This window comes from Streptococcus henryi DSM 19005 (genome assembly GCF_000376985.1).
GTDB lineage: Bacteria > Bacillota > Bacilli > Lactobacillales > Streptococcaceae > Streptococcus > Streptococcus henryi.
Window position 1 is genome coordinate 104,631 of sequence record NZ_AQYA01000037.1, and the last position, 21,256, is coordinate 125,886.

Below are 21,256 nucleotides of genomic sequence, written 5' to 3' on the forward strand. Positions count from 1 at the left end.
GAAGGAGCAACATGCAAATTGAACTAAACTATCCAAGAGAGTTGTTCGATGAGAGCAGTTTAAAAAAAGAGTTGATTTATAAATTGATCACGAAGCACCAAAAGCATGCGCGAGAACTTAAAAAGTTAAAAGAATATTATCTTGGAAAACACGACATTTTAAAGCATCAGCGCAGAAGTGGAAAGCCAAACTTCAAAACAGTCTGTAACCACGCTAAAGACATCGCAGACACGTCCACAGGCTATTTCATGGGCAATACTATTAAGTACAACAACACGGTAAAAGGCGACATTGACAGCTTGTTGATGGCTTTCGATAATGCTGACGTTGATGAAGCTGACAGCGAGAACGCCATTAATATGGCTGTCTATGGACGCAGCTATGAATACATCTATGTCAAAGAAGGCGAGAATGAATTGGGTGTTCGTACGCTTGAACCTGAGCATACTTTCATCGTACTTGATGACTCAATCGAAAAGAATCCACTCTTCGCAGTTTATTACTACCAAATCAAGAACGCCGAAAACGACCAGGTTACTTACCGCGCTGAAATCCTGACAGAGAACTTGCACTACAGCGTAATTTTCAAAGGTGACAACGCTGACAAGATTATGCCTGATCCGGAAGAGCACAACTTAGGAGCAATTCCAATTATTGAGTATCGTAATAACATCTTCTCAATCGGTGACTTTGAACAGCAAATCAATTTAATCGATGCCTATAATTCGCTTATGGGGAACCGCGTGAACGACAAAGAACAGGCTATTGAATCTATCTTGACTATCTACGGGGCATCGCTTGCAGACACGCCGGAAGAGGCAAAAGAAGCTATGCAAATCTTATGTGAAGAAGGCTTGCTCGAATTGCCAGCGGACGCCAAAGCTGAATTTCTCAAGAATATGTTAGAAGAGGCATCGGTGGAAGTCTTGCGTAAAGCCTTGAAAGAGGATATCTACACGTTTAGTCACGTTCCAAACCTGACTGACAAAGAGTTCGCAGGTAACACTTCAGGGGTGGCTATGGAATTCAAGCTATTAGGCCTTGAAATGATTACCAAGACGAAAGAAAAGCATTACGTTAAAGCACTACGCCAACGCATCAAAATTTTCGCTTATTACTACAATCTGACACAGATTTACGATAACGCCAAGTCAATTGTGCCACAGTTTAGTCGTGGATTGCCTAAGAACTTGTTAGAGTTGTCTCAAATCATTGCCAACTTGAAAGACAAGGTCAGCTTGCGTCAATTGATTTCACTTTTGCCGTTTGTTGAAGATCCTGACGCAGAAATTGAAGCTTTGGAAGAAGAACGGAGGGAACAAGAACCGATGTTCTCCCAAAATACGGCATACAAGGAGCCAGTAGATGAAGAAGAAGGACTATTGGACGAAACGTAAGGCCCAGCGTATGGTCGATGAGATGGATCAAGCGGAGCAGGTTTCCAAGCAATTCGATGAAATCTATAACTTGGCCAGTCGTCAAATAACATCCAAGATCGACCAAATCTTTGAATCTTACCGTCGTAGTCACGGCTTGACAGAAACTGAAGCAAAACAGATTCTCTCACAAGCTGACAGTTTAAATATTCAAGACTTAAAACGAGCTCTTCAAAACACAACTGACAGCGAAGAAGTTCAACAGATATTAACTTTACTTGATTCTGCGCCATACGTCTCCAGAATTGAGCGCTACGAGAGTTTAAGAAAGCAAGTGGATGATTTACCATCCCAGCTTTTCAAAGACGAACAGAGGGCTTCTAGGGGCTTTTACAGCGATTTGATTTCAGATGCCTATTATCATTCCATTTTTGATTTGCAGCAACAGTCTGGTATAGGTTTTAGCTTTAATCCGATAGATGCAAAAGAAATCAAGGAAGTTATGACTAAACCGTGGCTAGGGGCTAACTATTCGCAACGCATTTGGGGCAATACACAGCAGCTTGCTAACGAGTTGCAAAGAGAGTTAGCTGTCAGTTTGCTAACTGGACGATCTGCTGATGAAACGGCTGATTTTATCAACGCTAAGTTTAACAGGGGCAAAAGTAACGCACGTAGGTTAGTCAGAACCGAAGCTAACCATTTCCACGCTGAAATGGAAGGCAAGGCTTACGAAGAGGCCGAGGTTGAACGTTATCAATTCTTAGCTACGTTGGACATGCGGACATCAAGTATCTGCCGAGAACACGATGGCAGTATATACAGCGTTAAAGAGCGTAGAACAGGCGTTAATTATCCGCCACTGCATCCCTGGTGTCGGTCTGATACTATTGCAGTCGAGGATGAAGATTGGCTCAAAACGCTAAAACGTAGTGCTAGAGATCCCAAGACAGGCAAAACTATACAAGTGCCTGCAGACATGACTTACGATGATTGGTATGATAAGCATGTTAAGCCGTTATATAAAGTTGACGGCCTGAAACAGTCTGATATCTACAGAGCTAGCCAGCAGTACGACGAGTTTAAAGCTGTTTTAGAAGCTGAAAAAATGCCTAAAACATTAGCAGATTTTGTTGATTTAAAGTATAATAAACCTGTAGAATATGAACGTTTTAAAGATAAAGCGTATATTCAAAAACATTTCAACAATGGGACTTGGTCGGATAAAATTAATCCAGAAAAACAAGGGCGTCATATTAAGGCAACTGCTGGAGTTGGCAAAAGTTATTTCTTTGATGATGTTGATGTGAATGCTTTGTACGAAAAATATAAGATGACAGGGCGAATGTTGAAAAATAAAAAGGGTCGCACTCATAAAGAAATTGTCGATTTACCAAGTAGTTTACAGATTGGGATTGACGTATATTCGGGTAAAGTTGCTAACGGTTTGACTATTCATTATGGAAAAACCGGGTCACATATCATTCCGACATATTATGAGGAGGAATAATAATGGAACTTTTAAAGTATAATAATAAAAGAGTCAAACTTATTGATACAGATGAAAAGATTTGGCTGGGAATGGCTTATTATAGTGATGCGGATTCAAATGAAACAGATGAAGATGTATTGATTGTGAAAACAAAAACAGGATATACAGAAATACTTGAATCTGACATCAAATCAATTGAGGTACTCTAATGGCAAAAGATGATTATCATGTTATTATTTACCAAATTTTAGCCTACCTTTATCAGCAATTGAAGAGAGGGAAAACAATTGATACCCGAATGCTGCTGGCGGACGGAAAGTTATTTCAAATAAACGAAAGCTATTACATTTTTATCATCGAGTCTCTTTTGTTAGAGGGTTTGATAACCGGTCCCGTGGTTGATGAAACGATGGCTGGTAAATTCGTTGATGGGTTAGAGTATACTCAGATTACTGTTAAAGGGATCGAGTATTTGATGGATAACGCATTTTTGAATAAGGCTAAGAGATTTTTAAAAGATGTTAAAGAAGTAACACCATTTATTTAAGCACCTAGAGAAATCTAAGTGCTTTTTTGTACCCAAAAACAGGAGGAGAACAATGTTAAAATTTGCTTGGTTGATTTGGCAGTTCGCTATCGTGTTATTTAGCTTACTTGTCGTTGCCTTGCTGCTCTTATTCGTAGGAGTAGCCATCTATAACTCGATTACTGGAGTTATGAAGGAGCTTAAAAAATGAAGAAACGACTGAAAAAGAAACGTAACCTTGAAACCAAAGTAGCTGAGTTAGCAGCAGAAAATGCATTACTTAGAGATGTTGTTGGACAACAAGCAGTAGCTATTGCTGACTTGCAATCCAAAGTATCGGCTACAGCTGTTAAGTTTGATGAAATCGAAACAACTCAAAATGTGTTAATGGACGATATGGTTAATATCAGACTTGATATTAAACGGAACAATAAACCGTTCTGGAAACGGTAAGGAGGATATTATGCACTATCGAAAAAGACCAGTAACAATCAAAGCCGTTCAATTTTTTGACGCCCCCGAAACGTTGGTGGAACTATCAAAATTGGGATTAGACCCGGTAAATGTTGATTATTCTGTGCAACATAAGCCTATTCTCAAAATCCAAACTTTAGAAGGTGTGATGACAGCAAATGTAGGTGACTACATCATCAAAGGGGTTAAAGGTGAGTTTTACCCTTGCAAGCCTGATATTTTTGAAGATACTTATGAAGAGGTTAAGTACCTCAATGTTTTGGATTCTATCTGAGGAGGTGATCATTCATCTTGACAGCAGGAAAGACTGCTATAAATTGCTTTAAATTACTCTAAACTGGTTGAAACTGACCAGTTTTCTTTTTTTCAGGAGGGATAAAAATGAAGCCACATCAAGAACGATTCGTAAACGAGTACCGCGAATTAAAAGAAAAACGTGACAAATTACATGCTATGAACGTGAAGTATGAAGCAGGTAAGCTGGATTTTAAACCTGACTGTCCACTTGAGATTTTGCAGAAACAAGAATCAGTCATGAATCAATACTTGACTGTTTTAGAAGCGCGAGCATTGATTGAAAATGTAACACTTTAATAATTCTAACCGTGTCGAATCGATGCGGTTTTTATTTTGTCCAAGCATTGATGACATAAAAAGCTATGGAAATGACAGTCAGGGATGACTTTAAATATAGGAGGTTCGCAATGAACGAAGGAACACAAACAGTTGCATCAGTTGAAGGAAATGACGGACAAGTACAGGTACCTGCAGAACCAAAACTTGAGGGTCAACAACAACCTGAAACGCAACCGCAAGATGAAAAGAAGTACACTGACGCAGATGTCAATAAAATTATCGACAAGAAGTTTGCCAAGTGGAAAGCTGAACAAGAAGCCAAAGAGTCTGAAGCGAAGAAATTGGCCAAAATGAACGCTGACGACAAACAAGCTTATCAACTAAAAAAACGTGAGCAAGAATTGGCTGAACGTGAAGCTGAAATTAACAAGCGTGAATTGACTGCTGAAGCTAAAACGATTTTAAGTGAACGTGGCTTGCCGATCGAAATGGTAAGCGTGGTCGATCTCACAGATGCTGAAAGCGTGCGTGATTCAATCGATGCCCTGCAGAAGTCTTGGGAAGAAGCTGTACAGAAAGGCATTGCTGACAAGACTAAAGGCGGAGCACCGATGAAGAAAGCACCACAGGAACAAGAAACCGTATCAAAATGGGAACGTGATTTCTTGAAATAGAAAGGAAACTAAATTATGCCATTTGAAGATATTAACACAGCAACCTCTCGTGAAAAATTCTTAGGAATTATCGAGAAAGTTATCGAAAAGAAAACTTATTCTGCACCATTGCTGCTAAACAACGATTCAATTGAAATGAATGGACGTTCATTCACTGCGACGAAAACAAACACAGCAGCGTTGAAAGATTACAAACGTAATGAAGCTAACGAGTTTGACCACTCTCAAACAGAAGAAATGACTTACACGCTTGAAGAAGAAAAATATTGGGGTCGTTTCGTTGATAAACTCGATGAACGTGACTCTAATGGTCAAGTTAATGTCGATTACGTAGTTGCACGTCAAGCTGCAGAAGTTGTAGCGCCATATCTCGATATTTTGCGCTTTGAGGCTGCAATCGGAAATGTCAGCGACAATATTGTACCAGGTAAAACCAAAGGTGCTAACAACGCTTATAACGCAATTTTGGACGCATCTGAGAAATTGGATGAACTTGGCGTTACTAAAGAACGTTTGCTCTTTGTTAATCCAGCGTTTTACAAACAAATCAAATCTGAAATTGTTGCATTGCCGCAAGGTGACACTAACCAAACAGTGCTTTACCGCGGCTATGTTGGTCAATTGGACGATTTCACAGTATACAAAGTACCATCTAAATTCTTGCCAGGCGTACAAGCTCTTGTAACAGCTCCAGAAGTTGTCGTATCACCATTGCAAGTTGACGAAACGAAATACAACAACAATATTCCTGGACGTTTTGGTGAATTGGTTGAGCAATTGCTCTACACTGGTGCATTCGTCTTTGAATTTGACCAAAAATACATTATCAGTATTGCAGATGAAAAACCAGCAGCTAAGAAAGAAGCTCAAGGCACAATCAATCTCCGTGCAGATCACTGGGCAACTGGTACAACTTATGAAGCAGGTGCACTTGTTCAGCATGGTGGCAAATTGTATGTAGCGACTAAGAAAGTGACTGAATCAGCTCTTGCACCATCTGACGATTCGTCTAACTGGTCTGAAAAGGAGTAACCTATGAAACTTAAAGTTAAACAAGATTTTAACAACGATGACACTGGTTACCGCTACGAGGCTGGGGACGTTGTCGAAGTCGAACAAGAACGCTATGACAAGATGACTAAACGTGCAAAGGCGCAAGGCCTTGATTTGTCTGATTACGTTGAAGTCATCAAAGAACCAAAGTCTAAAGCTGCAGGAGACACTCCTGCGAAATAGGAGGTCCCCATGAAAGATATTTCAGAGACATTTAAATCACTTACAGCCGAGACTGAAGACAATCTAATCTCGGCTCTTTTATTGCGGGCAAAAAACATCATTTTAACCGAAACTAACCGAACTGAACTACCAAAGTCTTTGGAGGGGATATGGCTAGAAGTAGCTTTGGAACTCTACAATCGGCAAGGCAGTGAAGCGGAAAAATCACGAAGCGAAGGGGGCGTGTCAGTTGTCTATTATGACAGCCTATCTAAAACCACTTTAAACGGTTTGAGACGGCACAGACTCGCACGGGTGGCAGGACATGCGTTTGAAAAGAAACAGACTGAAACTGTGCAAGCACCGTAAAGCTGAAGTGAAAAGTAACGATGAGGGTGGTAAACGCACTGTCTACAGTGAACAGGCAAGAGAGATTAAGGCAGAGGTGTGGCCAGCAGGCGGGAAACTACAAGCTGAAATCTATGGTCAACGCCTGCCTTATATCTTTAACTGTCTTATGAACCTAGATAGCGAGATCAAAGAAAAAGATGGTTTCTGTATCGGCAAAGATGAAGTCACTCACACAGTGGAATCTATCAAGCGTTACAGCGACCATCAATTTTTAGAGTTGGAATTATGCCGAAAATAATCGGATCTGACCGACTGATCGCCAAATTTAATAAGTTATCTAGTCAGCGACAGGATGAGATAATCGGCACCGCAACTCACAACGCTGCAAAGAATGTTGTACAAGCAGATGCCAAGCTAAGGGCACCGGCCAATAAAGGAGACCTTAGACGAGGTATTAAAGCCCGAAAAGGACAGCCAAAGAAAATATCTGCAGAAGTGGTTAGTACGTCTGACCACGGTGGATTCGTTGAATTTGGTGCAGGTCCAAAAGGGTCTGAAAGTCATGATGGTATCTCGCCAAACGTTAGCGTCAGCTACCGTAATTCGCCCTGGTATGTCCATGAGTCACAAATCGACGTAGGACCTTACAACTTTCCTAAACGTGGCGAATTTTACAAGATGTACGGTCAAGCAGCACAACCTTATCTCTACCCCGCACTCGCTGATAATACAGATAGAGTGACTGCAAACATTCAACGTTACGTTAAGCGAAAACTCATTGAAGAGGTTGGAAAATGATTAATATTAAACCCACAATTTACAGCAAATTAAAGGAAGTCACAGATAACGTTTCAGACGTTTACCCACAAGACTGGGAAGATTTCCCAGTTGTGATTTACCTGGAAGAAGAAAATAAACCCTATGAATACACTGACGATACGGAACAGAAGTCATTCCTGCGTTATAAAGTCGATATTTTCGACAAAGATTCAACGTCGGAATTAGCTATCAAGGTTAACGATGTCTTTGACTCAGTCGGATTAAGACGAACATCAAGCATTGACCTAGCAGACTCGTATCTTCGTCATAAAGTCATGCGGTTTGAAGGTGTCTTGGACCTAAAATCAAGAATTGTTTATCAATCAAGAATGGAAGGATAACTAATCTATGTTAGCAAACGGAATCACCCTTGGAATGGGTGCTGAAAAAAGCTCTTATGAAATCTTAGCAGGGCTGAAAGAAGTCCCTGAACTAGGTATTGAGCCTGAAAAAGTTGAAAACACAACCCTTGCCGATACTGTCAAACAGTATGAATTCGGTATTGGGGATGCTGGGGAACTTGAATATAAATTTAAGTACGAAAACAGCAAATCTACAGACTCTTACCGCGTTTTGCGCAAATTGGCTGACTCTAAAGCAGTACGTCATTTTGAGCAAACTTACCCAGATGGCACTAAAGTACACTTTAGCGGTCAAGTGTCTGTTAAATTAGGTGGCGGTGGCGTCAATGGCGTTATCGAATTTACTCTTAAAATTGGATTGCAATCTGACTTAGAATTTGTGGATCCAGTAGGACTTTAAAATTAGGAACAGGAGAATACAATGACTACGACACGTAAACCTTACACAACTTGGACAGTCAACGGTGAAGACTACAAACTTCGTCTGACAACTCGCCAAGTTTGCGACATTGAAGAAAAATTGGGTGTTAATTTGCTTAAAATCTTTATGCCTCGACCAGGAGAAGATTTTAACTTGCCAGCGCTTAAAGTCATGTTGATTATCGTCCACGGAGCTTTGCAGAAATATCATCATGGTTTGAAATTGGACGATGTCTATGATCTCTTTGATGACTACGTTTCTGATGGTTTTGGTCAGACAGAATTAATGATGGATGTTATCATGCCGCTCTTTGAAGTCTCTGGTTTCATCCCAAAGGACAAGACAGAGGAGAAAGCACCTACTCTGTCAGTAGTGGAGTAGTTGTTGAATCTCCTGTTACAATGTCGGAATACATCAGCGGATTTTATCCAACGGCTTTAGATGCTGGGATAAGTCCGCTTGATTTTTGGGATTATACTGTGTTGGAAATCGCGGACTTGATCGAAAGTTACAATCGAACCTTTATTTTTAAGCGAAAAGAGCAGGCTTTTCATCAGTACAAGTTAGCTCAAATGGTTGCTAGTTACGTTTCGTTAATGTTTTCCGGAGAAAGCGATAAGACACCCGAATTATGGGATTTTTACCCAGAACTTTTCGAAGACGAACGACAGCAAATCGAGCAAGCTACAATAGCTAGCCAGTTAGCTCTACATAAGGAACGTATGCGACTATTCGCCGAAAGGAACAAAGGAAGATTTAAAGGCACTGATTAGGTGCCTATTTTTTTGAATAAAAAGGAATAGAAAGGAGGAACTATGGCGACAACCTTAGAACAGCTTAGAGTTATCATCGATGGCGAAATCGCGCCGTTTAAGAAGAAGATGAAAGAAGCATCGGATACAGTTAAGCAGTCTCAAAGCAAGATTAAGCAATCTACTGACAACGTGTCAAATACTATCAAGCAGTCAACTAATGGTATAGGTCAGGCTTTTGGTAGACTAGCCAAGATTTTGAGTTTTGCTTATATTGGCAAGAAAATGCTTGATTTGGGCATGTATAGCACTCAAATGGCTCTTGAAGTTACTGCTGCTATGAATCAGCTCAACAGGCAAATGGGTGAGTCAACGCAGTCATTTCTTAAATGGATAGACAAGAACGCAAATGCCATGAACATGAGCATAGCCGATGCTACTAAATACGGTTCAGTCTATTCCAACTTATTCTCAAACTTCATCAAAGACAGTGAAAAACTAAGTGCCTACACTGGTAAGATGTTGCAGACCTCTGCAGTTATCGCGCAGGGGACTGGTAGAACGATGACGGACGTTATGGAACGTATCCGCTCTGGTCTGCTTGGTAATACCGAAGCAATTGAAGATTTAGGAATCAACGTCAATGTGGCTATGATTGAATCTACTGAAGCGTTCAGAAAATACGCTGGAGATTCGTCTTGGCAACAACTTGACTACAACACACAACAGCAGATTCGTCTGATGGCGATTTTGGAGCAAGCAAGCGCTAAATATGGTGATACTTTGCAATCGTCTGTAAATGGCCGGATTAGCTTGTTTAAATCACTCTTAAGCGACGCTGCTTTAAACATCGGTAACGCATTCTTGCCAATCCTTAACGCAGTCATGCCAGTGCTAAACTCGTTGGCTATGGCTCTTAAAAACGTTACTGCTAAACTCGCTGAATTTGTTGGGCTGATGTTTAACAAGAAAGCTAGCGTAAAAGACGGTGCTATGGGTCAGCTAGCAAGTGGTGCAGGCACTGCTAATGATGCAGTAGGCGACTTAGGCGATGCTATGGACGGCGTAGATGACGCGTCAGGCGGTACGGCTGACAACTTGGACGATACTGCCAAATCTGCTAAGAAAGCCGCTAAGGAGCTCTTAGGCCTTGCAGGATTTGACGAAATTACCACACTAAGCCTTAATAAGGACGATGGCTCTGGTAGCGGAGGGTCTGGAGGTAAAGGCGGTAAGGGTGGTAAAGGTGGTGGCTCTGGAAGTGGAGCTGATATCTTGCCAGAAATCGAATTGACTGACATGGATAACCAATTTAAGTCAATTTTTGACGGCTGGGACAAGAAACTCAAGCCTTTACTTGATTACCTCTCAAAACTAAAAGACCTCTTTAAAGACGGGTTTAATGCATCGTTTAGAACTGATAGCTTAGACCGCTTTAAGAAAGCTTTAGATGGCATCTGGAAGTCTCTCAAAGATATCTTTGAAGACGGCACAGTTTTGCAAGCTGCTGCTAGATTCGGCGAACGCTTAGCTTATGCACTGGGTCAAACGGCCGGAGCAATTGCTAACGTTGTTATGGGAATCGCGGTATTTATCGCAGAAAGTCTCAATAAGTCGCTTAATGAAACGAAACTTGACATCAAGGGTTGGCTGATTAGGCAATTTGATATAGCTGGAGATGTTATTTCTCATATCGGAAATATCGCGCAAACAGTTGGTCAAATCTTTTACGACACTATCACAAGCACGCCTGCGACGGATATCGGATCGCATATTATTTCGGCCTTTACCTATGTCGGAATGGGGATAGCGGAAGTAGGCTCTAAATACATACGTGATGCGTTTGGAAGTTTAGATACTATTTTGTCTGAAAATCAAGAAAAAATCACTGAAGCTTTAACTGGTATTCTTTCAGCAGCTGAACCTATTTTTAGGTCGATAAAAGACCTAATCAAAAATACGTTTGAAACGTTTAATAAGGTTTATGATGAACACATTAAACCTTTTATGGATTCGTTTGGCAAAGGAATATCCGACATTGTCGGGGCCTTTCTCGATAGTTGGAATACCAATATCAAACCTGTTTTAGATGACATTGGCAAGGCTGTAGCAGATATGTTTGATAACCATATTCAGCCGATGATAGACATGTTCCTTGAGGCGATGGGGTCAGTCATAGACGTCATTAAACTTGCTTGGGAAAATGTCATTCAACCGTTCGTAGAATGGTTTATGGCCAATATCTTACCCGTATTGATGCCAACCATCAAGCTTTTAATTGATTTTGTTGTTGAATCCATCAACATGCTAGCTGACTACATCAGTGGCTTGCTTGAAATTATCAAAGGGATAGCCGATTTCATTGTTGGGGTCTTTACTGGTGATTGGGAGTTAGCATGGACAGGTATTAAAGAAATCTTTAGTGGCTTCACAGATTCCATACTTGCGCTAGTCGAATATCTCTGGAATATGGGAGTTGCCGTATTTGAGTGGGCATGGGATACCATTATCGCTATAATTAAGGCTGGTTGGGACGGAATCGTTAGGATTTTCAGCCCTATAGGCCAATGGTTTAGCGATCGTTGGAATGACATTGTTAAAGCCTTTAAAGATGCAGGCCAATGGTTTAAACAGAAATTTGATGAATCCTATAAGAATGTCCAAAACGCATTCTCAGGCATCGGAGGTTGGTTTAAATCGCGTTACAACGATACGACTAACGCATTTTCAAATGTTGGGTCATGGTTTGGCAGTACCTTCCGTGGCGCTTGGTCAAACGTGACTAATGCATTCAGTGGTGTGGCTAACTTCTTCAAGGGGATCTACAACACTATCAAGAATTCATTTTCTAATATCGGTGTGGCTATTGGTTCGGCAGTGTCCGGAGCTTTCCGCTCTGCTATGAACGCAGCCTTTTATACGGTCGAAAATGCAGTCAATACTTTTATTGGCATGATCAATGGCGTTATTGGAGTCATCAATAAGTTGCCTGGTGTCAGTCTTGGTCATATCGGACGTGTCTATATTCCAAAACTTGCCAGAGGTGGTATCGTGGACAATCCAACACTTGCCATGATTGGGGAAGCTGGTAAAGAAGCGGTCGTTCCGCTTGAAAATACCGGATTCTTGCAAACTATGGGACGTGTCGTAAGTAGCGCAGTCGTTACTGCCCTTGGTGGCGGTAATTACCAATCTCAAGGGTTTGGTGATGGCGACATCATCATTAACATTGGTGGTAGCGAATTTGGTCGTATTGCCATCAAAGAAATCAACAAGGAACAAGCTCGAGCAGGTCAAATCCTGCTCAACATTTAATTTAGGAGGTAAACATGAGTCAATTGATCATCAACGGAGTCACAGTTGTGCCTCCTAAATCATTTCAGGTCGGGATCAATGATGTCGATGGTGAAACCGGACGTAACGCCAACGGGGACATGGTACGGGATCGCATCACAACTAAACGAAAGCTAGAGTGTGAATGGGGAACCTTAACACAAGCAGAAATTTCAACAATTCTGAAAGCTGTCAAGCCTGTATTTTTCCAAGTCTCGTATCCTGATCCAGATTTAGGCCAGACAACGAAGACGTTTTACGTTGGGGATAGAACATCCCCGGCTTATTCGTTTAGCAATAAATTAAAGCCCTGGAGTGGCTTAAAATTCAATCTAGTAGAAAGGTAATGGTATATGGTGACGTTTAACGAAGCAATGCTTTCGACAGATCGGACATTAGCTATCAGAGTTGGCGACTACACGTCCGAAAACATCAAGGATGCTAATTTTAAGTATGGCTATATCAGCGGCGAAGATTTTACGCCCGGCGGAACATATTCAAGCAGCGCAACGATCACGTTTACTAGCATTATCGAAACCTTTAAGAAATTAGACGTTATCGCGCCTGAAATCGGTCTGCTAGTTGATGATGCTTTTGAATGGGTCAAAATGGGCAAGTATTACATCGATGATATCAAAATTGATAGAAACTCAAATACTACACAGCTTGAACTTATGGATGGCATGTTTAAGCTGAATGAACCGTTTAAAACAGACCTGAAGTATCCAGCACAGTTACGTGATGTTATTAAAGAAATTGCTACAAAAACCGGAATAACGCTTGCTAGTGATAATTTTGGTATGGTAGCCATTCAACAGCACGTCGATAAGCCAACAGGAGACAAGCTCACATTTAGAGACGTATTAAGTCAAGTAAGTCAATTGCTTGGCTTTTCTTGTTTCTTTAACCGAGTTGGGAACTTGGAAGTTCGCGGTCTGACGGAATCAGGCATCACAATTACAGCTGATAACTATTTTATGCACGGCTTAGAACGTAGTGAAGTTGAGTATCAAATCGCAGGAATTACTTGCCGGACAACAAATGATAAGAAACTAACAGTAGGTTTGCAAACAGGACGGTCTTTGGAGCTTGAAAATCCGTTAGCTACGCAGGAGCTACTAGATGCCCTGTACTATGATTTAAAGACTCTTAAATACTATCCTTTTGATTTGAGTTACCAAGGTCATTTAAAGTTAGACGTTGGTCAGTGGGTGACTATTAAGACTAACAAGAACGAAGTCTTTAAAGTCCCTGTACTTTACCAGTCATTTAGCTTTAGCGGTGGTCTAACCAGCACTATCAGCGCTGACAGTGTGGCTGGAAATGATGCCCAGTACACTTACGGTAGTTTCTTAACCAAAAGAATTAATCAGCAATCAACTCAAATCCAAGCAGAAGTACAGCAACAATTGCAGTACGCTAACAGTGAGTTCGACAGAAAGCAAGCTGAAGCTCAAGCAGAAGCGCAGGTTTATCAAGAAACTATTAATCAGCAGATTGCGAACTCAAAAACTGAAATTGAGTCACAGATCAGCGATGCTAAGAATCAAGCGGAAATCAACGCAAAGGCTTATGCCGATGAAATCAATCAAGCCACAGCTGAAGTTGCCAGATTAGCTCAAAACGCTGCAGAATCGTTTAATAGAAACTTAGCCGAAGTGTCTATAATTGCTGATCAAGCCAAAGCTGATGCTGCTAACAGTATTGCTCAAGCTTTGCAAGCTAAAGCCGACGCAATATCTGAGGCTACACGACTAGACGTAGCCGAGCGACAAGCTACCGAGACGAAACTAGCCACAGCAAAGAGTCAAGCTATCGCTGAGGCTAACAAGCTGATTGAGACAGCTAAAAGCCTCTTAGCAGGTCAAATCGAGGGTGTCTCAACAGACCTTACAAAGACAAAAGAGTCCATCAAGCTACTTGCCACAAGAGCAACCGTTGACGCTCTGATAGGCCGTATCTCATCCGCTGAATCCACCTTGCAAGTCCAGGCTGTGGAAATCGCAAGCCGTGTCAAAACAAGTGATTTTGACCAAGCTAAGCAACGAATTTCAACGGCTGAGAGTTCAATTACTCAGTTAGGGAACAGGATTACTACGGAAATCAGTGAGACAAAAGCTTTGATTCCAACCGAGTTTTCAGGAGGGAATCTAATTTTAAATGGAGGATTTCCGAACGATACTAGTTATTGGTCTGGGCCAATAGAAGTAGGTAAACATTCTACTTATTACTCTGGGACACAGTCAATGTTTCTTGTGAAATCCAAAGGGGACGAAGTCAGAGTATCTACAAATCGCTTTAACGTCAGACGAAATACATCATATACGATTTCGTTCTATACCCTGATAGGCGGAAATGTTTCAAGCGTAGACTTTTTCTTTTTGGGACGAAAAAATGGAGAAATAGATAATTTCACTCAAATAGTACCGTTACAACGAGATAAACCTAATAATGGTTCACGACTTGAATACATTAGCTATACTTTCAATTCTGGAGAAAGTGACACAGGATTCATAAGGTTTGATAACAACGGTTCGAAAGATAACTACATTGCAAATATGTACATTGCTGAAGTAATGCTTGTTGAGGGGAGCACTCCTAGAAAATATGAGAAATCAGCTGCTGAGTTGATGACAGAAATTACATCTGTTAAAACAATCATCACACAAACTGCCGAAGGTCAAGAACAGCTATCAACTAAACTTACCGAAACGCAAGGAAAAGTGACAGCTGCTGAAACCAATATCAGGCAGTTGGTTAACGATGTTAGTTCAAAAGTTTCACAGACTGATTTTGATAATGTTAAAAAGACGGTTCAAAGTAATAGCACAGCGATTACTCAAAATCAGAACGCTATTAACTTGAAAGCTGATAAAACCGTAACTGACACATTAAGTCAAACAGTCAATCAAACTAAGGCTGATCTAAAAATCACTTCTGATGCTGTCAATACAAAGGTTTCTCAAACTGATTTTAACGCTGTAAATCAACGCTTATCCACCGCTGAGACGACAATCAAAACTCAGGCTGGACAAATTGAGCAACGATTGACTAGTACACAGATTGAGTCAGCAATTACTGAAAAAGGTTACCAGACTAAAGCACAGGTTGATAGCAATATAGCTGGTCGTGGGTATATCACGAATAGTGCTCTGCAACCTTATGCGTTGTCTATGACTGTGCAAAATCTTGTCCAGGAGACGGCTGATAGTTTCAGCCGGACGATTAGCGAGACTAAAGCGCTGATACCGACTTCTGCCGGCGGGGTCAATAGATTTGTGATTGACGGAATAAGTAGTCGTCTAACAATCTTTGAGAGTGGTAGATACTCGGTTGTCAATAAGTTAGACTACAGCACGACTTACACCGTTTCAACAAACATACCGGTTGGGGCTGATGGTTACGCAAATGCGTTTGCAATAATTGATGGTCAAACTGTCAGTACATCCGCTAACGGGATAGACAATACAACACATCGGACATTATCAACCAACGAATTAAACAATAACGTCTATATTGTGTTTCGCAATCAAGCCATCTTTGACAAGGTAAAATCTGGAGAATATATAGTAAAGATTGAGAGAGGGATATTAAGGTCTGACTGGGCACCGGCCTTTGAAGACCTAACCACAGTCACCGCTTTTAACAAGATCAAGGACACAGTCGATGAGCATAAGCGGACACTGGCAAGTAAGTTAGATGCGACAGAATTATCCATCCGCTCTGACGGATTCGTTGTCAAATCAGGCAAATCAACGACAGACCTCGCAAATGCTATGGGGTCTTATTTTAGTGTCAATCAGTCAGCTATCAATCTGTTTTCAGATAAGATTAGCGTTAAAGGTTCCATGATTGTTAACGGTGCAATTACTGCCGACAAGATTGCAAGCAAAGCGATTACGACTAGCCATCTTTACGGTAAGATAATTACCGCTGATGTCATAGCGTCAAATGCTATCACGTCAGATGCTATCAAAGCCGAAGCAATTACCACAGCTAAGATGGCAGCTAATAGCATCAACGGCGACCGTATTACTGCAGGTACGCTGGACGCTGGCAAGATTAAAGCTGGCTCCATCACATCTAGTCAAATCGCAAGCGGTACGATTACAAGCACGCAGATTAAAGCGTCAACTATTTTAGGCTCTAATATCGCTGCTAATACCATTACGGCTAATAATATTGCTGCTAATACTATCACAGCCGATAAAATTAAAACCGGTTCGATTACAGCTGATATGATCACTGGGGGTAATCTAAAGAGTACAAACGGAGCGACTGTATTCGACTTGAACGGAGGGAAGCTAACTTTTAATAATAATTACGGATATATACAACGTGTTGCGAATGACAAAATCTTTGAAATTTCAACTGCGCTGTATCCGAAAAGTAGCTATTCCGAAGAATATTTGACTTCCACTTTTAACATTAGAAAAAGTGATAACAGCAGACAGTCTGGTGTAAGGTTCACTCTTTATACTACGATAAACAACAAACCTACAGCCGAAGCTAAAATAAACGCTGACTCGTTATTGATAAATGACTCTGAAAGTACAAGGCTATTTTCGTTGCACGGTAAAAATACTTATTTGGGTACTTTTAATCTTCAAAATTGGGGAGATATTCCTGTCGCTCAGGTATACGGTGGATTAATCGTTAAGGATATCGGAATCGGCGGTCATATGAAATCACTGTTAAATGTCGTGGAAGAACTATGCAACAAAGCCAATATTATATGGGTTTAGTAAAGGAAATAAAATGAAATTTGAACTTAAAAATAAAGATTTAAACAGTTTTTTGCAAACTATCGATAAATTAACCGTTTCGTCTATGCGTGTTAATCGAGGCAAAGCGAAAGTCTACAGTGCCATTAGCGACAAACTAGAGGAGTACGGTCGCGATGAGGGAGAAATCTTAGAAAAAAACATCGTTACAAATGAATATGGACAGTTAATGAAAGAAGAAAACGGCGATTTTATCTTGAAAGAAAATGTAACGATTACTGAGATCAATCAACAGTTATCAGAATTGCAAGAGGAAGCCATCACAATTTCTAGCGGTGATTATACGAACCGCTTTACAGATTTCTTTGACTGGCTTTCTGACTGTGAGGAAGAATTTACGACAGCTGAGGTTATCTTAATTGATAATCTTTTAGAACAATTTGAAGCACAAAAAGGAGAATAACTATGGCTTTAGAAACAATTAAAACAACTCGTCTTGTTGGAAATTTAAAAATCGGTGATGAAACAGTCAAACAGTACACTGTCGACGTCAACGAAGAAGGTGTCTCAACAATTTACGAATCTATGTATAACTCCGAGTTATACGCTAAAAACCGCACAGAAATGCGCAAGCAGGAGAAAGAATTCAGTGACAAACGTTATGAGCTCGAGGATGCTATCCTAGCGGAATTGGAAGTACCTGAAACCGCTGAGCAATAAGGTGGTGAGTAACTATGCCAGGTCAAGAAGTTATCCACGAGGCAATTAAAGCATCATGGACCATTGAAAAAATTGGTGGTGTGCTGGCTGTTGCTATTATCATCGTGATTATCTTACTAATCAGCGTTCAAGCGTGGACGAATAAAAAGCTAGTTAATAGCTTCCACGAGACTAACAAAGAGCTATTATCATCTAACAAAGAGATTGCAAAGGAAAACCAAAAACAAATGGCAAAATTAACAATGGCAGTCAATAAGTTAACGCTTGAAACACGTACAGATATCACTGTACTGAAAGAAAAAGTGGATGGTTTAGAAGATACCATTCGCGACAGGCAAATGATGCCTTAGAAGGAGAATGACATGAGTAAATATGCTAAGACTCTAGGAATTAAAGTAGTTAAAACTATGGCTCAAACAGCCATCGGTGCTATCGGCTCGACTGCTTTGATTACAGAGGTTAATTGGGCAGTAGTTGCATCTGCCACAGCACTATCAGGCTTGACCTGTGTACTGATGAATTTAGCAGATCTTAAGGAGGAATGACATGGCAATTAAAACAGGAACAGTTAGCCGTAATGGTGATATTTTTTCATATCTCATCACAGATTACGATGCCAATCAAATGAATTGTGATTCAAGCCGTCGAACGATTGACCGAATCTATATTCATCACAACGCTGGGACGTCAGACGAAGGGGCACGCCGTACATGGTACACAGCTAGCCAAAAAGGCACATCAGCCCACTATCAAGTGACACCAACCAAGATCTGGGGCTGTGTCAGCGAAACTTATACCGCTTATCATGCTGGCAATTACGTTGAAAATCAACGTTCTATCGGCATCGAACACTTGAATAATGCAGGAGCTCCAAATTGGACTATTGCAGAAGAAACCTATAAAAACTCTGCTAAACTTATCGCTGAAATCTGTGTGCGTCGTGGAATTCCCATTGACAGAGCCCATATCAAGGGACACAAGGAAGCATCAGCGACAGCATGCCCAGGCGGTATTGATGTTGATAAACTTGTCCGTATGGCAAAAGAGATCGCTACTGGTAAGGTAGTAGCTACAGCTAAAGTAGCGACTGCTGCAGTCAAAAGGACTGTAAAACAAGCATATCGCGCTGATGAAGTTAAATTTGTTAACGGCATTTACCAAATCCGCTGTAATGACTTAGCTCCAACGCATTTCGACTGGACAGATAACGGCATTCCAGTAGCCTTGGTTAACTGGGTCAATGCTGACGGATCTAACATCGCTGATGAGGCTGACAAAGACTTTAAGGCAGGTATGTACTTTAGCTTTGAAGGTGATGAAGCCTATATTACTGACACTGGGCAAGGCGGCTACAATTACGGCTATTACTGGCGTAAGTTTACGTTTGGTCAGTACGGCACGGTATGGCTATCTGCTTGGAATAAAAACCATTTAGTTAATAAATAACACTTAATCTTGCAGGCGACCAAAAATAAAAAAAGAAATGAGACTCCTTCACCGCGATGGCACTGGCGGCAAACTGTGCAAGTCTGCAAGTATTTAATCTGATTTTATAATCTATTTTTCTATTTTTAAATCTACCTAACCGCTCTCAATTTGAGGGCGGTTTTTTTGTTTGGTCCCGACATTAATGTCGGTCGGTCTGACAAAATTGAGGTCAACATTGAAGGGGTTGAGATCCTAATCAATGGTGTAACTTACAAGCTGGAAAAGAAACCAGTCTAAAAAAGAATCAAGCCCTTTGGAAATCCTCCAGAGGGCTTGATTCATAGTCTGAAAGTGGTATAATTTAGGTCAACAGGTTCTGCTAATAATTTTCATGCCCCAAAAGCTCTATAAAGGTCCGTTGGGGCAAAATTGGGGCATAAGTTCAAAACTTACCCAGACTTACCTGACAAAAATAATCAAGTTTACAACTTATAAAGACTTATTTTATTGAAGTTTCTACTATTGAATATCATTGAAAATGCGTTCTATTGAAAAGACGCTGTAAAATAATTCAGCTCTAAAAAGCCTATTGTCTCAACGTTTCTACGTTGTGCAATAGGCTTTTTTGTGTTTAAGGGGCAAAATAATAAACTTGAATAGTTGAGAGATTACTATATATGAAATAATTTCTAGATTATTGACTCATAAAACTACTCAAAAAATATCTCAAGATGGTTGATTATTTTTCATAACTTGCCTGAATGGGATCAAAAGTTTATAATGTAATTAATAAATAGAGGAGGAGTGGCTTGATTTGTTAAAGAGAGTAGTTATAATATTATTTATTTTTTCAATCATCAAAATCATCCTCATGGTCTTAACAATACGTTTTATGAAAGTAAGACCTATGACTGAAGAAGAAAAAATTGTGTTCGATAAGGAAGAGAATGATAGATTCTTTGAAGACTAGAAAAACGTTTGGAAAAGTCCAAACGTTTTTTTTATGCTAGATAGTTTAACTTTCCTCTGAAATCTTCCAGTGTTTCGTATCCTTTTTCTTGCATAATAGCTTTAAGTTCACTAGTGATGCGTTCGAATATAGCTGGCCCTTCTTGATGGAGAGCAGTTCCGATTTGAACCATGCTAGCACCGCATAAGATATGTTCAAAAGCATCACGCCCTGTTTTAACGCCACCAGTACCAATAATTTGGATGCTAGGGTTTAGTCGTTGATAGAAAGCGTGGACATTTGCAAGAGCAGTTGGTTTGACATAGTCTCCACCGATTCCACCAAATCCATTTTTGGGTTTAATTAAGACAGTCTCGTCTTCTATAACAAGCCCATTTCCAATTGAATTGATACAGTTGACAAATGTAAGAGGAAATTTATTAAATACAGCCGCTGCTTGGTCAAAATGCACAATATCAAAATATGGTGGTAACTTAACCCCCAGTGGCTTAGTAAAATACGTGAAAACTTCAGTTAGAATAGCTTCAGTTGTTTCAAAGTCGTAAGCGATTTGAGGTTTTCCAGGGACATTTGGACAAGAGAGATTTAACTCGATAAGCCCTTTGTAATCAGATGCTTCAACCGCTTTTAAAATAGTGTGCGTCTCATCTTGTGATAAACCAACTAATGATAAGAAATGAGGTTTGCTATCTGGATTGTTTTGGAGCTCAGTCACAAAATCTAGGTAATACTGATAACCATGATTAGGCAATCCCATAGAATTGATAGAACCAAGTAAAGTGTCAGCATAACGAGGTTCGGGATTTCCAGGTCGCGCGTTTAGAGTTCCGGTTTTTGTAACAAATGAACCTGCAGCAGAAGCTTCAATTTCTAGTAATTCCTCTCGGGTCATGCAGTAAACCCCTGCAGCATTCATTAGGCAATTATCAAAAGTGAAACTACCGATTTTAGTAGCGGTTGAAACCATAATGTTCTCCTATTGTATGATATTTTACTCTATTTTACTATTTAAAGGAGATGAAATCAAGTCATTTCCGAACAAT

Annotated in this window: 27 protein-coding genes; 26 read left to right on the forward strand and 1 reads right to left on the reverse strand. The window is 40.4% G+C overall.

Features of this window, described 5'->3' with window-relative positions:
- Positions 1 to 11: 11 nt before the first annotated feature.
- The 26 genes from F601_RS0110480 (at position 12) to F601_RS13565 (ending at position 19,261) form a co-directional block, all read left to right on the forward strand.
- Positions 12 to 1,397 carry a phage portal protein gene (locus F601_RS0110480; RefSeq protein ID WP_018165640.1) on the forward strand — a complete coding sequence of 462 codons (1,386 nt, stop codon included), beginning with the start codon at positions 12 to 14 and terminating at the stop codon, positions 1,395 to 1,397.
- Entirely contained in the window at positions 1,366 to 2,886 is a 1,521-nt protein-coding gene (locus tag F601_RS12565) for a minor capsid protein (protein ID WP_018165641.1), read from the forward strand. The genes F601_RS0110480 and F601_RS12565 overlap by 32 nt, the downstream gene beginning before the upstream one ends.
- Positions 2,887 to 2,888: 2 nt before the next feature.
- Positions 2,889 to 3,077 carry a hypothetical protein gene (locus F601_RS0110490; protein WP_018165642.1) on the forward strand — a complete coding sequence of 63 codons (189 nt, stop codon included), beginning with the start codon at positions 2,889 to 2,891 and terminating at the stop codon, positions 3,075 to 3,077.
- Positions 3,077 to 3,415 (forward strand): YjcQ family protein, encoded by a 339-nt coding sequence (locus F601_RS0110495; protein WP_018165643.1) that lies wholly within the window; start codon positions 3,077 to 3,079, stop codon positions 3,413 to 3,415. The genes F601_RS0110490 and F601_RS0110495 overlap by 1 nt, the downstream gene beginning before the upstream one ends.
- Positions 3,416 to 3,467: 52 nt before the next feature.
- A complete protein-coding gene (locus tag F601_RS13170) occupies positions 3,468 to 3,605 on the forward strand; it encodes a hypothetical protein (RefSeq protein ID WP_018165644.1) in 138 nt (45 codons plus the stop codon).
- On the forward strand, positions 3,602 to 3,847 hold the full coding sequence (locus F601_RS12725) for a hypothetical protein (RefSeq protein ID WP_018165645.1): 246 nt from the start codon (positions 3,602 to 3,604) through the stop codon (positions 3,845 to 3,847). The genes F601_RS13170 and F601_RS12725 overlap by 4 nt, the downstream gene beginning before the upstream one ends.
- A gap of 10 nt (positions 3,848 to 3,857) precedes the next feature.
- Positions 3,858 to 4,142, forward strand: coding sequence for a hypothetical protein (locus F601_RS0110510; protein ID WP_018165646.1), 285 nt, complete (start codon positions 3,858 to 3,860; stop codon positions 4,140 to 4,142).
- Between the two features lie 107 nt (positions 4,143 to 4,249).
- Entirely contained in the window at positions 4,250 to 4,462 is a 213-nt protein-coding gene (locus tag F601_RS0110515) for a crAss001_48 related protein (RefSeq protein ID WP_018165647.1), read from the forward strand.
- A gap of 110 nt (positions 4,463 to 4,572) precedes the next feature.
- Positions 4,573 to 5,118 (forward strand): DUF4355 domain-containing protein, encoded by a 546-nt coding sequence (locus F601_RS0110520; protein ID WP_018165648.1) that lies wholly within the window; start codon positions 4,573 to 4,575, stop codon positions 5,116 to 5,118.
- Positions 5,119 to 5,133: 15 nt separating this feature from the next.
- On the forward strand, positions 5,134 to 6,150 hold the full coding sequence (locus F601_RS0110525; protein ID WP_018165649.1) for a sugar-binding protein: 1,017 nt from the start codon (positions 5,134 to 5,136) through the stop codon (positions 6,148 to 6,150).
- 3 nt (positions 6,151 to 6,153) lie between these two features.
- Entirely contained in the window at positions 6,154 to 6,354 is a 201-nt protein-coding gene (locus tag F601_RS0110530) for a hypothetical protein (RefSeq protein ID WP_018165650.1), read from the forward strand.
- Between the two features lie 9 nt (positions 6,355 to 6,363).
- On the forward strand, positions 6,364 to 6,702 hold the full coding sequence (locus F601_RS0110535) for a phage head-tail connector protein (RefSeq protein ID WP_018165651.1): 339 nt from the start codon (positions 6,364 to 6,366) through the stop codon (positions 6,700 to 6,702).
- 7 nt (positions 6,703 to 6,709) lie between these two features.
- Positions 6,710 to 6,982, forward strand: a complete 273-nt coding sequence (locus F601_RS0110540) for a hypothetical protein (protein WP_018165652.1) — start codon at positions 6,710 to 6,712, stop codon at positions 6,980 to 6,982.
- Positions 6,970 to 7,482, forward strand: a complete 513-nt coding sequence (locus F601_RS0110545) for an HK97-gp10 family putative phage morphogenesis protein (protein ID WP_018165653.1) — start codon at positions 6,970 to 6,972, stop codon at positions 7,480 to 7,482. The genes F601_RS0110540 and F601_RS0110545 overlap by 13 nt, the downstream gene beginning before the upstream one ends.
- Positions 7,479 to 7,844, forward strand: a complete 366-nt coding sequence (locus F601_RS0110550; RefSeq protein WP_018165654.1) for a hypothetical protein — start codon at positions 7,479 to 7,481, stop codon at positions 7,842 to 7,844. Before F601_RS0110545 ends, F601_RS0110550 begins: the two co-directional genes overlap by 4 nt.
- A 7-nt stretch (positions 7,845 to 7,851) precedes the next feature.
- Entirely contained in the window at positions 7,852 to 8,265 is a 414-nt protein-coding gene (locus F601_RS0110555; protein WP_018165655.1) for a phage tail tube protein, read from the forward strand.
- 21 nt (positions 8,266 to 8,286) lie between these two features.
- Positions 8,287 to 8,667, forward strand: coding sequence for a DUF6096 family protein (locus tag F601_RS0110560; RefSeq protein WP_018165656.1), 381 nt, complete (start codon positions 8,287 to 8,289; stop codon positions 8,665 to 8,667).
- Between the two features lie 20 nt (positions 8,668 to 8,687).
- Positions 8,688 to 9,059: a hypothetical protein gene (locus F601_RS0110565; protein WP_018165657.1), complete on the forward strand. Its 372-nt coding sequence runs from the start codon at positions 8,688 to 8,690 to the stop codon at positions 9,057 to 9,059.
- A 42-nt stretch (positions 9,060 to 9,101) separates the two neighbouring features.
- On the forward strand, positions 9,102 to 12,353 hold the full coding sequence (locus F601_RS0110570) for a hypothetical protein (RefSeq protein ID WP_018165658.1): 3,252 nt from the start codon (positions 9,102 to 9,104) through the stop codon (positions 12,351 to 12,353).
- A gap of 14 nt (positions 12,354 to 12,367) precedes the next feature.
- Positions 12,368 to 12,718, forward strand: a complete 351-nt coding sequence (locus F601_RS0110575; RefSeq protein ID WP_018165659.1) for a DUF6711 family protein — start codon at positions 12,368 to 12,370, stop codon at positions 12,716 to 12,718.
- Between the two features lie 6 nt (positions 12,719 to 12,724).
- Entirely contained in the window at positions 12,725 to 17,116 is a 4,392-nt protein-coding gene (locus F601_RS13390; protein ID WP_018165660.1) for a cell envelope integrity TolA family protein, read from the forward strand.
- Between the two features lie 13 nt (positions 17,117 to 17,129).
- Entirely contained in the window at positions 17,130 to 17,558 is a 429-nt protein-coding gene (locus tag F601_RS0110585) for a DUF1617 family protein (RefSeq protein ID WP_018165661.1), read from the forward strand.
- Between the two features lie 2 nt (positions 17,559 to 17,560).
- Positions 17,561 to 17,815: a hypothetical protein gene (locus F601_RS0110590; RefSeq protein WP_018165662.1), complete on the forward strand. Its 255-nt coding sequence runs from the start codon at positions 17,561 to 17,563 to the stop codon at positions 17,813 to 17,815.
- 14 nt (positions 17,816 to 17,829) lie between these two features.
- Complete coding sequence (locus tag F601_RS0110595; protein ID WP_018165663.1) at positions 17,830 to 18,165, forward strand: hypothetical protein; 336 nt, start codon at positions 17,830 to 17,832, stop codon at positions 18,163 to 18,165.
- A 12-nt stretch (positions 18,166 to 18,177) separates the two neighbouring features.
- Positions 18,178 to 18,360, forward strand: a complete 183-nt coding sequence (locus F601_RS0110600) for a holin (protein ID WP_018165664.1) — start codon at positions 18,178 to 18,180, stop codon at positions 18,358 to 18,360.
- Between the two features lies 1 nt (position 18,361).
- The gene (locus tag F601_RS13565) at positions 18,362 to 19,261 is read left to right on the forward strand and encodes a lytic exoenzyme target recognition domain-containing protein (RefSeq protein WP_018165665.1); all 900 of its coding nucleotides are present in this window, start codon (positions 18,362 to 18,364) and stop codon (positions 19,259 to 19,261) included.
- Positions 19,262 to 20,244: 983 nt separating this feature from the next.
- On the opposite strand, the gene F601_RS0110625 is transcribed toward F601_RS13565, so the two are convergent.
- Positions 20,245 to 21,180, reverse strand: a complete 936-nt coding sequence (locus F601_RS0110625) for a dihydroorotate oxidase (RefSeq protein WP_018165668.1) — start codon at positions 21,178 to 21,180, stop codon at positions 20,245 to 20,247.
- Between the last annotated feature and the right edge of the window lie 76 nt (positions 21,181 to 21,256).

Coding starts and splice junctions, on each gene's coding strand:
- F601_RS0110480 (WP_018165640.1), top strand. CDS start 12: ATGCAAATTGAACTAAACTATCCAAGAGAGTTGTTCGATGAGAGCAGT.
- F601_RS12565 (WP_018165641.1), top strand. CDS start 1,366: ATGAAGAAGAAGGACTATTGGACGAAACGTAAGGCCCAGCGTATGGTC.
- F601_RS0110490 (WP_018165642.1), top strand. CDS start 2,889: ATGGAACTTTTAAAGTATAATAATAAAAGAGTCAAACTTATTGATACA.
- F601_RS0110495 (WP_018165643.1), top strand. CDS start 3,077: ATGGCAAAAGATGATTATCATGTTATTATTTACCAAATTTTAGCCTAC.
- F601_RS13170 (WP_018165644.1), top strand. CDS start 3,468: ATGTTAAAATTTGCTTGGTTGATTTGGCAGTTCGCTATCGTGTTATTT.
- F601_RS12725 (WP_018165645.1), top strand. CDS start 3,602: ATGAAGAAACGACTGAAAAAGAAACGTAACCTTGAAACCAAAGTAGCT.
- F601_RS0110510 (WP_018165646.1), top strand. CDS start 3,858: ATGCACTATCGAAAAAGACCAGTAACAATCAAAGCCGTTCAATTTTTT.
- F601_RS0110515 (WP_018165647.1), top strand. CDS start 4,250: ATGAAGCCACATCAAGAACGATTCGTAAACGAGTACCGCGAATTAAAA.
- F601_RS0110520 (WP_018165648.1), top strand. CDS start 4,573: ATGAACGAAGGAACACAAACAGTTGCATCAGTTGAAGGAAATGACGGA.
- F601_RS0110525 (WP_018165649.1), top strand. CDS start 5,134: ATGCCATTTGAAGATATTAACACAGCAACCTCTCGTGAAAAATTCTTA.
- F601_RS0110530 (WP_018165650.1), top strand. CDS start 6,154: ATGAAACTTAAAGTTAAACAAGATTTTAACAACGATGACACTGGTTAC.
- F601_RS0110535 (WP_018165651.1), top strand. CDS start 6,364: ATGAAAGATATTTCAGAGACATTTAAATCACTTACAGCCGAGACTGAA.
- F601_RS0110545 (WP_018165653.1), top strand. CDS start 6,970: ATGCCGAAAATAATCGGATCTGACCGACTGATCGCCAAATTTAATAAG.
- F601_RS0110550 (WP_018165654.1), top strand. CDS start 7,479: ATGATTAATATTAAACCCACAATTTACAGCAAATTAAAGGAAGTCACA.
- F601_RS0110555 (WP_018165655.1), top strand. CDS start 7,852: ATGTTAGCAAACGGAATCACCCTTGGAATGGGTGCTGAAAAAAGCTCT.
- F601_RS0110560 (WP_018165656.1), top strand. CDS start 8,287: ATGACTACGACACGTAAACCTTACACAACTTGGACAGTCAACGGTGAA.
- F601_RS0110565 (WP_018165657.1), top strand. CDS start 8,688: ATGTCGGAATACATCAGCGGATTTTATCCAACGGCTTTAGATGCTGGG.
- F601_RS0110570 (WP_018165658.1), top strand. CDS start 9,102: ATGGCGACAACCTTAGAACAGCTTAGAGTTATCATCGATGGCGAAATC.
- F601_RS0110575 (WP_018165659.1), top strand. CDS start 12,368: ATGAGTCAATTGATCATCAACGGAGTCACAGTTGTGCCTCCTAAATCA.
- F601_RS13390 (WP_018165660.1), top strand. CDS start 12,725: ATGGTGACGTTTAACGAAGCAATGCTTTCGACAGATCGGACATTAGCT.
- F601_RS0110585 (WP_018165661.1), top strand. CDS start 17,130: ATGAAATTTGAACTTAAAAATAAAGATTTAAACAGTTTTTTGCAAACT.
- F601_RS0110590 (WP_018165662.1), top strand. CDS start 17,561: ATGGCTTTAGAAACAATTAAAACAACTCGTCTTGTTGGAAATTTAAAA.
- F601_RS0110595 (WP_018165663.1), top strand. CDS start 17,830: ATGCCAGGTCAAGAAGTTATCCACGAGGCAATTAAAGCATCATGGACC.
- F601_RS0110600 (WP_018165664.1), top strand. CDS start 18,178: ATGAGTAAATATGCTAAGACTCTAGGAATTAAAGTAGTTAAAACTATG.
- F601_RS13565 (WP_018165665.1), top strand. CDS start 18,362: ATGGCAATTAAAACAGGAACAGTTAGCCGTAATGGTGATATTTTTTCA.
- F601_RS0110625 (WP_018165668.1), bottom strand. CDS start 21,180: ATGGTTTCAACCGCTACTAAAATCGGTAGTTTCACTTTTGATAATTGC.